This is a genomic window from Methanorbis furvi (assembly GCF_032714615.1).
GTDB classification, from domain to species: Archaea; Halobacteriota; Methanomicrobia; order Methanomicrobiales; family Methanocorpusculaceae; genus Methanocorpusculum; species Methanocorpusculum furvi.
Window position 1 is genome coordinate 50,945 of the sequence record NZ_JAWDKA010000006.1, and the last position, 12,782, is coordinate 63,726.

The 12,782-nt window shown below is 52.9% G+C and carries 8 protein-coding genes; 5 read left to right on the forward strand and 3 right to left on the reverse strand.

The window, feature by feature from the left end:
* Positions 1-9 precede the first annotated feature (9 nt).
* The 5 genes from mtrA to McpAg1_RS06330 all read left to right on the forward strand — a co-directional run bounded on the left by mtrA (position 10) and on the right by McpAg1_RS06330 (position 9,979).
* Positions 10-747: a tetrahydromethanopterin S-methyltransferase subunit A gene (gene mtrA, locus McpAg1_RS06310; RefSeq protein WP_338094453.1), complete on the forward strand. Its 738-nt coding sequence runs from the start codon at positions 10-12 to the stop codon at positions 745-747.
* Between the two features lie 14 nt (positions 748-761).
* Positions 762-1,781, forward strand: a complete 1,020-nt coding sequence (gene mtrH / locus McpAg1_RS06315; RefSeq protein ID WP_338094454.1) for a tetrahydromethanopterin S-methyltransferase subunit H — start codon at positions 762-764, stop codon at positions 1,779-1,781.
* Between the two features lie 362 nt (positions 1,782-2,143).
* Positions 2,144-4,303 (forward strand): tetratricopeptide repeat protein, encoded by a 2,160-nt coding sequence (locus McpAg1_RS06320; RefSeq protein WP_338094455.1) that lies wholly within the window; start codon positions 2,144-2,146, stop codon positions 4,301-4,303.
* Between the two features lie 6 nt (positions 4,304-4,309).
* Complete coding sequence (locus McpAg1_RS06325; RefSeq protein ID WP_338094456.1) at positions 4,310-6,427, forward strand: type 1 periplasmic-binding domain-containing protein; 2,118 nt, start codon at positions 4,310-4,312, stop codon at positions 6,425-6,427.
* A 1,116-nt stretch (positions 6,428-7,543) separates the two neighbouring features.
* Positions 7,544-9,979, forward strand: coding sequence for a heavy metal translocating P-type ATPase (locus McpAg1_RS06330; RefSeq protein WP_338094457.1), 2,436 nt, complete (start codon positions 7,544-7,546; stop codon positions 9,977-9,979).
* A 605-nt stretch (positions 9,980-10,584) separates the two neighbouring features.
* Here McpAg1_RS06330 and McpAg1_RS06335 read toward each other — a convergent pair.
* The 3 genes from McpAg1_RS06335 to McpAg1_RS06345 are packed head-to-tail and all read right to left on the reverse strand — an operon-like array spanning position 10,585 to position 12,548.
* The gene (locus McpAg1_RS06335; RefSeq protein ID WP_338094458.1) at positions 10,585-11,187 is read right to left on the reverse strand and encodes a DUF2115 family protein; all 603 of its coding nucleotides are present in this window, start codon (positions 11,185-11,187) and stop codon (positions 10,585-10,587) included.
* A complete protein-coding gene (locus tag McpAg1_RS06340) occupies positions 11,184-11,858 on the reverse strand; it encodes a PEGA domain-containing protein (RefSeq protein ID WP_338094459.1) in 675 nt (224 codons plus the stop codon). Before McpAg1_RS06340 ends, McpAg1_RS06335 begins: the two co-directional genes overlap by 4 nt.
* A gap of 30 nt (positions 11,859-11,888) precedes the next feature.
* Positions 11,889-12,548, reverse strand: a complete 660-nt coding sequence (locus McpAg1_RS06345) for a PEGA domain-containing protein (protein WP_338094460.1) — start codon at positions 12,546-12,548, stop codon at positions 11,889-11,891.
* Positions 12,549-12,782: the final 234 nt, after the last annotated feature.

A 12,782-nucleotide genomic window follows, 5' to 3' on the forward strand; every position in this document is an offset into this window, starting at 1 on the left:
TGAAGAAGAATGGCAGATAAGAAATCACCAGCAAGCGGATGGCCAATTGTCCAGGGTGACTACCACACGGGTGACGCAAACAGCCCTGTTGCTGTTATCACCATGGGTTCCCACCTCGACGAGACGGCAATCTGCGCTGCAGGAGCTGCCCTCGCAGGATCCTGTAAGACCGAAAACCTCGGTATTGAAAAGATTGTCGCCAACATCATCTCAAACCCGAACATTCGTTTCGTTCTCCTCTGCGGTACTGAAGTGAAAGGTCACCTCAGTGGTCAGAGTATCGATGCGATGCACAAAAACGGTGTTGAGGGCGGTAAGATTGTCGGTTCCGGCGGAGCAATTCCGTTCCTTGAGAACCTGACGGCAGAACACATTAAGCGGTTCCAGGAACAGGTTGAGATCGTTAACATTATGGAGAGCGAAGACATCGGTCAGATCTCTGCAAAGATTAACGAGCTCAAAGCAAAGGATCCCGGAGCATTCGATGCTGATCCGATCGTCATTCAGATCTCTGATGATGCAGGCGGAAGCGGTGCCGGTGCAACGGTTGCCAGTGCAAACCCGCAGTTCCTTGAGATTGAAAAGCGTCTTGACGCGATCGAGAAGAAGATCGAGTTTACGGACGCTGAAATCGCAATGCGTGTCGGAAGAAAAATCGGTCGTGACATCGGTATCCTCTACGGTCTCGTAGCAGGATGTATTGCCTTTATGGTAATTCTGATGTTACTCCCGCAGTTATTGATGTAATTTGAGGTGCCAATATGTTCAAGTTCGAAAAGGAACAGCAGGTCTTTGACTTTAACGGAACTAAGATTGGTGGACAGCCCGGAGAGTACCCGCGTGTTCTCGGCGCATCCATCTTCTACAACAAACACGAGTGTGTTCTTGATGATCACACCGGTAAGATCGACAAGGCGAAAGCAGAAGCACTCTGGAACCGCTGTCAGGAACTGACGGACGAGACCGGAAACCACTTCTTCCTTCAGATCATCGCCGAGCACGGAGAGGCATTCGAGTCCTACTTCCAGTGGTTCGACAGCATCGACAACAAGACTGCATTCCTGATGGACTCTTCTGCACCGGCAGCACTTGCCCATGCAACGAAGTACGTCACGGAAGTTGGTCTTGCAGACCGTGCAATCTACAACTCCATCAATGGATCCATTGCACCGGAGAACATCCAGGCACTTGCAGAGTCCGACGTTGACTCCGCAATTGTTCTTGCGTTCAACCCGGGAGACGGTTCTGTTGCAGGCCGTGAGAAAGTTCTTTCTGAGGGTGGTGTTGCAGGTCAGGCAAAGGGTATGATTCAGATCGCAGAAGAGTGCGGTATTAAACGCCCGATTCTCGACACTGCAGCAACTCCGCTCGGTCTCGGCTCTGCCGGTTCTTTCCGTGAGATTCTTGCATGCAAGGCAATCCACGGTCTGCCGACCGGTGGTGCATACCACAACATGACGGTGTCCTGGACCTGGCTGAAACGCTGGAGAAAGAATATCCACGAGCAGTACAAGGGTAAGGATGTCCTTGCAGAGCAGATGTTCCACCACCACTACGGTGGTATCGAGGGTATCCGCCAGATTGCCTGGTCATCGCCCGACATTGGCTGTAACATCATGGCAATGACCCTTGGTGCAGATCTTATCATGTTCGGTCCGATTGAGAACATGGAAGGTATCGCAACCGCAGCAGCATTCTCCGACATTGTCCTGTCCGAGGCCTTAAAGGAACTCGGCGGCGAAGTCGCAGACCACGAAGGCCCGCTGTACAAGCTGGTCTAAATCCGGATTGGAATATATCCGATGCCGCAGAGAATATCTGCGGCGCTATTTTTTTTATCGATTTTGTTCACTCCATCCTGCTTTGCTCTGCTCCGCCCACGGAAAGCACTGAACACACGGAAATTTTGCAGAAAAACATCACGGAGCAGACGTGAACACCACGGAATTCTCATTCAATACAATATTTCTGTGATGTTCACGTCTGCTCCGTGATGTTTTTTCCGTGACATTTCCGTGTGTTCAGTGCTTTCCGTGGGCGGAGCAGAACAAGCAGAACGTGGTGAACAACTCAGAGATAATTATCCAAAGCCGGTTCTATCAGAAGGCATACATAGTGTTAACACACAAAACTCTACATAATCATGCGAGTCAGCGAGGGAAATCTGACCCAACAGTACTACACGGATTATCTGACGATTCTTGCCGATGAGATGCTCTCTCACTCCACAGACGATGCCGTCCGCTTCGGAGTGCACGAAAACATTGTGTTTCGCAATCTGTTTCTGCACCGGATGAGTGTTGACGGCGGATTCCATGCGAGAGTACTTGCTGCCATTCTTCAGCAGCCTGACGACAGCCGTGTCCTGCTGGACCTTCTCCATGCTGCAGAAAATATCAGTGACGACGTTCTGCCGGTTCTGGACTGGCTGAAACAGGAGCATGCCTCTGCAGTGGAACACGGGGAGTCTTCCCGGAAACTTGCTCTGACTGCTTTGATCAGATCCTACATCTCAGGAACAAATCAGGCTGCAGAGATCATTGCCTCCTTTGGTGACACGCGTCCCGAGAGCTGGTGGCAGTTCAAAACCCGTGCCATCACCACCTCGGAAGTGCGCAATCCTGACATGTACTTCGGCGTCGGCCGCCGTCCGTTCTGGCACGAGTTTCCGCTCGACCGGTATGCGGCTGTTCGTGCAGGCGTTCCCTCGCTTCCTCCGCAGGACATCTACGACTGTGTGGTCTGCATTGCCGGAGCATGGTTCTCATCCCTGACCCGTGAAGAGATGATCACCTGGCTGAACATGCCCCAGCCCACCCTTGCCGAGTGGGATTCCCTCTGTTCTCCCCTGCTGGACTGCGAGACACCGGACGCGGCACTGTCCACCGCGAACTGGCTGTATGCCTCGGGAAACAATGAGCCTGCCCTTGATCTCTACGCAAATATCGCTCTCGCATTCCCCGGAACCCCTGCCGAGACAGTGTCGTTTGAACTGATCGGCACCATTCTCAGGCGTTCCGGAGACTTTGACAACGCATTTGAGGCATACAAAAATGCCTTCATGACCTCCCGTGGCGGTCCTGCATACCAGACTGCAATCGGCCTGAAAAATCTCTGCGAAGTCGGTGAGGATTTAGGCGAGGACATGAGCGAGTACTATACCCGTATTGCAGGTATCGCCGCAATGCTTCCGGTCACCGACAAACTGCGGCTGTATCTGGAACTCGCTGCATCGTGTCGCAGACGCCATGCCTATGAGGACGAGTATCATCATCTCGAACTGATCATCGGTGAAGAAGGCGGCGACGAGGAGCTTGTTGACACGGCAATGTCGCGTCTCTCAGAGATGAACTCGCATCTGACCGCCGACGGAAGACCGGACGCTCTCTCTCTCAAAGCATTCGATGACGAGATTGAGTCCTCTGTTGCTGCCACCCGCGGTACTGCCGCCTACTTTGGATTTGATCCCTCTTGTGCCCTTGACTGGTACTGCCGTTCCTCTTCACCTGAGATTTTGCCGCTTCAGTTTAAGGCAGCGGTTGCGGCAGGAGTTGACGCAACAGCATATGCGCAGACGTCTGCTGAAAAAACCGTTCTTCTTGCAGCAGCTGATGCACCATCCGCACTGATTGCCGGAGAACTGAACAAGTCAGTCACCAGTTCCTGGCAGAACGGTGCTGATATCTCTGCGGTTCTCGATCCGGTTCTCCCGCATCTCAACGCCGAAAAACGTTCAGCTGTTTTCGCGGATCTGACCAACAGATCTACCCGTGATGACGAGCGTGCCGTTGTCTGCTCTGCGGTATCGCGTGCACTGCTTACTGCGGGTTTTGCCGACGAAGCGCGTTCGATGCTTCGGGCAGCACTTCGTGCAAACCCTGGCCGTGAGACGCGGTCCCGCCTTTTTGCCGAGCTTGGATGGCTGGAGCACGAGTCTGGTCTCTACGCCGACTCGGTTGATGCCTGCCGGTCTGCACTGAAGATCAATGATCAGTTCCCTGCGGTATGGGCATGCATGGCACGTTCCCTCGTCTGCATGGAAAAGTATGATGATGCACTTCTGGCTGCATCACGTGCGGTTGTGCAGAACCCTGCGAACGAGTCGTACCAGTACTTGCGTTCCGCTCTGCAGATCGTAGCTTCATCGCCGGTGAACCCGGCAGCCGACCGGCTGTTTATCCTGCCGGAACCCGGATTCCTTGAGGCTGCGGCTGCTGAGTACATGATCCAGAAAACATCCTCATGCCCGCCCGGGGTGTGGGATGCCGCAACCCTTGAGGACGTCGCCTCCATGAGGATTTAGTGTGATATGAAACAGGTAGTTGCCCTTCTTCTGATAGCTCTCACACTGGTGGTCGCATTTGCCGCCCTCACCGGAGGAGGTGCTGATGATCCGCTTCCTTCTCCTCCGGTGCCCGGTACAACCCAGCATCGCGAGACCATCGGCGTACTTTTGCCAAACGACTCTGTGGTCGGCGATCAGATCAGAAACGGTATTGATACCGCCTACCTTTTGCAGGACACCGCAACCCGTCCGTCGCTTGTGTATCTGAATGGCACACAAAATGTTCCTTCTGACATGGTGGCTGTCATTACCGCGACCGATGCTCTCAGCGAAGAGTGGGACGCGGCGTTTGAATCGCCTGATATTGTGCATCTGGCGGTTGCGTCCCCGGGTTACGCCGCATCCGCTCCGGAAGGTGTTGTCACGTTCAGTACTCCGCCGTCGTATGAGATTGCCTCACTGAAGTCGCTTCTCCGGCAGCATGATGCAATCGCGGTGCTTGGTCCTGACACTTTGTATACGGCTGCGTATATTCAGGCGCTTGAAGATGCTGTCAGCGGGCATGTTGTTTCCGGAACCTACTCATCACCGTCCGGCGAGCTTGCCAGTCTCCGCTCTCTTCTTGATCAAAAACCAGGTCTTTTGATCATCACCGGCGGATCGGATGTTCCGGCGGTTGTTGCAAAGGCCCGCGAGTTTGGTCTGACCGGTCCAGTTCTGGTTTCTTCGTGGGTAGGGGAGGATGCAGGCACAATGAATGATCCCAGAATGGAAGGGGTCTACACGGCAAAGAGGATCTCTGATATCTCGTCTCATCCGTTTTACAATGTCTACTCTGTCAGATTCGACACTTCTGCATCCGTGTATGCTGCAGAAGGCTATGATGCGATGATGACTTTGTCGCGTCTGGTGCCACAGAGCAACGGGAATACTGTCTACATTTCAGGATGGTACATGGACAAGACCTATGAGGGTGCTGCGGGTTCTTATGAGTTTGATATCAGCGGCTGCGGGAGAATTCTGATGCAGATTGCACAGTTCAGGTCAGGATCTGTGGTTCTGGTTGATACGTATGCGCCTCCGCCGTCAGAGGTGGTGATTGGTGTCTACGGCAATGCTGAGGTGGTCCGAGGGGCAACTGCGGCCGCCGAGTTTATCAATACGGCGAGCCAGATCTCTCTTCCCGGAGCGGCAACGAGCGGTATTTCAGGCATCTATGGTGCGAAGGTTCGCATTCTGCCGCTTGAGTCCGGTTCTCCGGTTCCAAGTGATGTTGTCGCTGTTGTCGGGGATATGGAGGGTGTTGTTACGAACCGGCCCGCGGTCCAGACGGTGTCGGGCGGTGAGTATCGTCCCGGTGACTGGTCGGTGTCCCTTGCACCGGATGAGGAGGAGGGTATTGTTCAGCTGATCGGTATTCTTGATTCAAGAAAGGTATATGGATCACATTCTTCGAACATCACGCTGCTGGCGCCCGAAGGTGTTGTTCTGTCTTCGTCTGCTGCATCCCTGCTGGAGGATCACGGCTACTCTGTTGAGACCGTCTCTTACTCGCTTCCTTTGACCAAGGCCGGGGCTGATGTTCTTTTCTCCGGTCAGAACCGTCCCGGAGAAGTTATTCTGAGTTTCCCTGCCGGTGCAGAGGATCTGACGCTCCTTTTGGATGCGGCCCGCATGTCAAACTCCCTGCCTTCGGTCTGGTATGTGTCAGGTGATGTGATACTTGGGGATCCGAAGGTTGTTCAGAGTGTTCAGGTCTATGATTATCTTGCAGCGTCTGATATCTGGTCCTCGGAGCTTGGCAAGTCAAAACCTCTGGTCAGGGATGTGTCCCTGTTTTACTCGAAGGTTTATCCTGGTCAGTCGATGACCGGTGTTTCGGCAAGATCGTTTGAGGCGGTGGTGATGCTTGCGGATGCGATGAGTGTGTCAGGTTCTACTACGCCGGCGGCGGTTGGTTCGGCGCTGAAGAATCTCCGGTACTCAGTCGATCAGAGTATTTTCTCAGGGTCCGGGATATCCTTTGATGAATCGGGGAATGTCGTTGGTCCTGAGACGATGCTTCTTCAGAGTCAGGGAGGGACGATGAGGGTTGTTCTTGGTGCGGGTGATCTGATCTCTGTGGCAGAGAGACAGATGTAGCCGTATTTTTTTAAAACGCCAATGGCGATTTTTCTTCGTATGTTTTCTGAAAAAAGTAAATGGGTGGTGGTGAACGTGGCCTCGTGTGAAAAAAGAACCGCAAATCCACGCAAATCTCGCTCGCTGACGCTCGCTCCGCAAATCGCGTTTGCTAATCGTCGCTCTCATCCCGCCGGATTCCGGCGGGCTCGTTGCTATCGCAACCGCGACGGCAAACGCTGGCGACGCGATTCGCGCGTCGCCTTGTAAATGGGAGTTGTTTTATCTTATATGTTGATGGCTGAAAAATAATACTCAAAACAACAAAATCTCCTAATTCATTCTGCATCAGTTTTTTTTTCAACAGTGTGGCGGCGCCCGAATGGCGCCGTCCAGCGTTTGCCGTCGCGGTTGCGATAGCAACGAGCCCGCCGGAATCCGGCGGGATGAGAGCGACGATTAGCAAACGCGATTTGCGGAGCGAGCGTCAGCGAGCGAGATTTGCGTGGATTTGCGGTTCTTTTTTCACACGAGGCCACGTTCACCACTTTTCCAATCAACATTTTTCATAATGCGATATAGTAGATCATCCGATTACTTTTTTCAGAAAAATAACCCCCCAAATTTTTTCATGGAGATGCACACAGCGCCACTATCCAAAACTTCGCCAACCCTGCGCTAACCTTTGCGCTAACCTTAACGCATTCATTTTCATCCAAATCGGAATTCAACGTTGTATATCGAAAGTTCGTATAGTGCGTATAGTGAAAACGAAAATTCTCTCTCTCTATCTGAATAGAAATTAGTAGCCCATAGAAATCCAGGCAAAACACACTCCAACTATACGCACTATACGAAATAACAACCAAACACAACAGAATCCAAAAATATGCAAAATACAATGATTTCAACTATACGTAAAACCTCACGCATGCATTGTCTGTAAGTTGTCGCTGACCGACACAGTTTTGCATTATCATTTTGCGCGAGTACAACCATTCATTTTCGTGATGTTCTCGTTTGCTCCGTGATGTTTTTTTTCTGTGAGACTCCGTGTGTTCCGTTTTTCCGTGGCCGACTCGGACGAGCACTGTTCCAAACACATTCTATATCCGGTTGGAGAGGTAAACTACCAGTATGGCAACCCGATACCTCCGTTTTTTGGTTGGCGGCATGCACTGCAGCGCATGCTCCGCCCACCTTGAATCCACCCTGAAGCTTCTTCCCGGTGTGTCTGAGGTAACGGTAAATCTCTCTGACGGAACGGCAAGTGTCAACATTGACACCAATTTCACCACGCCGGAAATGGTGAATGAAGCGGTAATCGGTGCCGGATTTTCCGTAACACCGGTTCCGATATCCTTCATCGTCACACCTCCGAGTGCAGAACTGCTGGAGAAAGGCTCTGTTGCGCTGCGCTCACTTCCGGGAGTTTTAGAGGTCTCAAGTGAGGATGACATCATCACGGTCAGGTATCATCCGCTGCTTGCCGACTCCTCCCAGTTTGTGCCGGTCCTGAAGAAGGCGGGTTTCTCTTCTGTCACCGTAAACAGCGGGTTTGATGATCTGTTCTATATCCCTGAGTCGGAGAAGGACGAACTGTCGGGAATCCGCAACAGAACAATCCTCGGTTTTGTCGGCTCAGCCGTTCTGATGGCGCTGATGTTCTTCGGACACTCACTGTTCGGCGACAACATGTTTGCGATGGACGTGACAATGCTCGTCATCGCAACCCCGATTCTGATTGTTTGTGCGTATCCGATCTTCCGGCAGGGGCTTGCGCAGCTCCGCGGCGGCATGCTCGGCATGGAGGTCATGTACATGCTGGGCATTGCGACATCCTACATCGCAGGTCTTGGAGCGGTCGCAGGAATTCTGCCTTCGCCGGATTTTTTGTTGTTTGAGACCGCGGTGATGCTTACTGCGTTCCTTGGTCTTGGCAGGTATCTTGAGACGCGTGCCAGAGGGCGGACGTCTGATGCTATCATGGCGCTTTTACACCTGCGCCCGCCGGTTGCAACTGTTATTCGCGGCGGAGTCGAACAGGAGGTCAGGGTCGGCGAGCTGGTTGCAGGCGACATGGTTATCGTGAAGACCGGCGGTCAGATTCCGTCCGACGGTATTGTTCTTGAAAATCCGGTCACGGTGAACGAGTCGGCGATCACCGGCGAGTCGGTGCCGGTGATCAAAACTCCCGGAACCGGCGTCATCGGCGGCACGGTTGTTTCGCAGGGTGTACTGACCATGGAAGTGGAAAAAGTCGGTACCGATACGGTTCTTGCAGGCATCATCAGAATGGTCCGCGAGGCGCAGGAAACCAAACCTTCGGTGCAGAGCGTGGCTGATACTGCGGTCCGATATTTTATTCCGTTTGTCCTTCTGGTTGCAGTTGTGGCGTTTGTCTACTGGTACTTCTTCGCCGCAGAGACTCTGCTTGTTGCCCTTTCCAGTTTTATTGCGGTTATTGTGGTTGCATGTCCCTGTGCTCTCGGGCTTGCGACGCCGACCGCGGTCACGGTCGGTATCGGACGTGCGGCAACTCTCGGCATTTTGATCAGAAACGGCGAGGTGCTGGAACGTGCAGGAAAACTGAAGGCAGTCGCTGTGGATAAGACCGGCACGCTGACGCTTGGAACTCCGGCGGTCTCGGGCATTGCGGTTGCCGAAGGAGTCTCTGAGGACGACCTTCTGACGACCGCGTCGGCTCTCGGCCGCAGGTCGCTGCATCCTCTTGACGGGGCTATTGTTTCTGCCGCAGATGCCCGCAGCCTTGCTGATCTTCTGGCGGCACGAATCGAGACCGTTCCGGGAAGAGGAATGACGGCACGGGTGAACCGTCAGGAGATTGTGATGGGATCTACTGAGTTCATGAGTGAGAAGAGCGTCTTGATGGATGAGAGCGTGGCTGCCGCTGCGGAAGTATTCCGTTCGACCGGTGCCTCGGTTGTTTTTGTTGCGGTCGCAGGAAAAATTGCCGGTGCGATCGGTGTGTCTGATACGCTCCGGTCTGATGCGAAGTCTGCGGTCACGGAGTTTGAACGGATGGGTCTTCCGGTGACGATGCTTACCGGCGACAACGCCCGTGCGGCAGATGTTGTGGCAGCGGCTGCCGGAATTTCGCATGTTGAGGCAGGTCTCATGCCTGATGATAAGCGTTCGTTCATTCAGAAGATGCAGGAGAAAGGGACTGCGGTGGTGTTTGTCGGCGACGGTATCAATGATACTCCTGCAATGACACAGGCAGATGTTGGTATTGCGGTCGGCAGCGGAACGGATGCTGCGGTTGCGTCCGGCGGCATTGTGCTGCTGAGAAATGATCTGATCGGTGCGGTTGCCGCGGTGCAGCTTGCGAAGAAAGTGTTCGGCAGAATCCGGATGAATCTGTTCTGGGCGTTTGCCTACAATGCGGTTTTAATCCCGCTTGCAGCAGGTGTTTTGTATCCGTTTACACAGGTGATGTTCCGGCCCGAGTATGCGGCAGCGGCAATGGTGCTGAGCTCGGTGACGGTGGTGAGCCTGTCGCTTCTCCTGCGGAGATACACGCCGCCGGCGTTGTCTCTCGCGGATAACTAAATTTTGTAAATTTTTTTTAATAGGGCTTAAGAAATCGCGAATGTTTGTATTATAAAAAATATTGTTTGGGAGAGTGGCAATTGGGCATGATGAGGTAAAAAAACCGCAAATCCACGCAAATCTCGCTCGCTAACGCTCGCTCCGCAAATCGCGTTTGCTGTTCGTCGCTCTCATCCCGCCGGATTCCGGCGGGCTCGTTGCTATCGCAACCGCGACGGCAAACGCTGGACGGCGCCAGTCGGGCGCCGTCATTGCTGAAAAGTATTGATGCAGATTAATTTGAGATTATCCAGTTCCTCAGGCGGCGCCCGAATGGCGCCGTCCAGCGTTTGCAGCTGTGGTCGCGATAGCGACTCCGTTACTGCCGGTTCCGGCAGACGGAGAGCAGCGGTTTGCAAACGCGATTTGCGGAGCGAGCGTTAGCGAGCGAGATTTGCGTGGATTTGCGGTTCTTTTTTTCATAGTGCCCACTCACCACTTTTCCAATCAACATTTTTCATAATACAAAACATTCACCGCCGCGTAACTCTTATTTGAAAAATCGCCATTGGCGATTTTTTATTCGCGCTATTCGCGTCATTCGCGTTTTTCACACAAGGCAGCACTCAACGGTACTCGGGATCCTGCTCGGCCGGACAGAAATTACACAACGCTGTTGGAAAATCCCTCTCCTTCTCACGAATCGGACAGAGAACTTTGTCGCCGTCACGTCTGATCACCGCCCCTCCCGGAAACGGCATCCCGATTGGATGGCCGTACCCGCCCTCGATCAGCATCACATACCCGTAGACCAGCCGGTAAAACAGCTTGGTCATCGGATGCTCAAGCTGCGGAAACGGATCGTTTGGTGATCTGCTTTTCACAAAGCACTGAACCGGCGTTATATCCCAGTATGTACGCCACAACTCAGGATCTTTAAACGGGTGAGCCGTAAAACAGTTCATCCGGTACTTTGTCATGAACGCATGGTACTGATTCAGCAGATCAGAACTGTAGGGCTGATAGCACCTCCGGTACGGATTTGGGAGTTTTCCCACCTCGCGCTGAATGCCGCCGCCGATGTACTGGAGATCAAAAATGGTGTAGCTGCCAAGAGCAGCACCGATTTTTTCCATTGCCTGCGCTGTTTCCTTTGCCGCGATAAGATCACGGACAGTTTTTTCAATAAAATATCTGGACTCGCTGTCCGAGAAGGACAGCACATTCATCTTCGCACGACTGCTGCTGCACCAAGCAGTGCGAGTACCGGCAGAAGGGCACAGACCGGCGCTTTGGTCGGAGCTGCTGGGACCGTTGATCCTGCCGCCGCCGTGGTAGTGGTTACTGCACCTGCTGTCGACTTGAGATCAGCAACAACATTTGCGGTTGCCAGATTTTTCGGCTTCACATCAACCATCATCGCATAATCGTCGTACCCGTCCTTCTTTACCTGTACATAATGCAGACCAAGCTTCGCGTTGTCGATGGACAAGGATCCGCCGGAGATTTTTCCATAGTAGCTGTTGTCCATGTACACCTCGGCATCCTCGGCATTTGAGCTGACCACGACAATACCGAAGTCCTTGGAGTGTTCTGTCTTCTTGCTGACCGGAACCGTCATGCTGACATCCTGTCCTGCGGGAACATATGCCGAGCCTCTCCATATATCATACGTGTTTCCTGGAATTTCGACGCGGAGATTGATCATTGCGTCACCCGGAACGATTACTGATACCGGAGCGTATCCGACAAACTTTCCTGATACCCAGACATCAGCTCCGTCTGGATCTGAGTTGATGGTCAGTCTTCCTTCATCGCTTTCCATTGCCGCAACCGCTGCCGCTCCAACGGATGCGAGGAGACATATGGATATAAGAATTATGCATATCTGTTTTTTCATACTAACACCTCATCTTCGGATCTATTAAACTCATCGCCCGATTTTTCGGACCGCTGCAAGGAGTCCGAGTACGGCAAATCCGATGAGGGGGCTTGGGGATTTGGTTGGTGCGGGGGGCACTGCTTCTGTTGTTGGGACCACTGTTGCGGCTGTTGCAAGCGGTGTGAGGTCTGCTTCAACGGTTGTTGTGGCAATATTTTTCGGCAGCACTTCAACGAGTTTGGTGTAGGTGGTGTAGCCGGGTTTTTGTACCAGTACCTGATGGAGTCCGAGCCGGATCTCATCTTTGGCGAGCCTTCCGTCCGTGATTACTCCGATGTATCCGTTGTCCAGATACACCTCAGCGCCTTCGGCGTTGGAGGTGACGACCAAGTAGCCGGTGGTGCGGATTTTGTCCTCGGTTTTGTAGAGTTTTGCGGTGTAGGTGATGTGTTCTCCTTTGGGAACATAGACCGATCCCCGCCAGATGTCATAGGATCCGCCGTGCCGCTGAATCATGACCGAGACGGTTGATCCTCCGGGGACTTCGACTGTTGTTGGTGTGTAGCCGACGAACTGATCTGATATTCTGAGATCGGCTCCTCCGGGTATTGAGTCTACTGTGAGTTTGCTGACGGTCTCGTCAGCCATTGCGGTTGGTACGGCAAGCAGGAGTACTAGGAGTGTCAGACTGATCAGATAGAGCTTCATGATGATTAGATCATATCCAGAAATGATAAAAGGATCGCACGTGACAAGGGGGTTGTGTCTTTATTTCTGAGCTGCTCACTGCTCCGCCCACGGAAAAACGGAACGCATGCCTCCGGCCTGCTTACTGCTTCGCAGGAACACACGGAAATTTCACGGAAAAAAACATCACGGAGCAGACGTGAACAGTACGGAAATATTTCTAATACTGATGTTCAAACCACCGAATGAAAATGG

Excerpts from the sequence above, each read along its gene's own strand:
- mtrA (WP_338094453.1), top strand. The coding sequence starts at position 10 with ATGGCAGATAAGAAATCACCAGCAAGCGGATGGCCAATTGTCCAGGGT.
- mtrH (WP_338094454.1), top strand. The coding sequence starts at position 762 with ATGTTCAAGTTCGAAAAGGAACAGCAGGTCTTTGACTTTAACGGAACT.
- McpAg1_RS06320 (WP_338094455.1), top strand. The coding sequence starts at position 2,144 with ATGCGAGTCAGCGAGGGAAATCTGACCCAACAGTACTACACGGATTAT.
- McpAg1_RS06325 (WP_338094456.1), top strand. The coding sequence starts at position 4,310 with ATGAAACAGGTAGTTGCCCTTCTTCTGATAGCTCTCACACTGGTGGTC.
- McpAg1_RS06330 (WP_338094457.1), top strand. The coding sequence starts at position 7,544 with ATGGCAACCCGATACCTCCGTTTTTTGGTTGGCGGCATGCACTGCAGC.
- McpAg1_RS06335 (WP_338094458.1), bottom strand. The coding sequence starts at position 11,187 with ATGAATGTGCTGTCCTTCTCGGACAGCGAGTCCAGATATTTTATTGAA.
- McpAg1_RS06340 (WP_338094459.1), bottom strand. The coding sequence starts at position 11,858 with ATGAAAAAACAGATATGCATAATTCTTATATCCATATGTCTCCTCGCA.
- McpAg1_RS06345 (WP_338094460.1), bottom strand. The coding sequence starts at position 12,548 with ATGAAGCTCTATCTGATCAGTCTGACACTCCTAGTACTCCTGCTTGCC.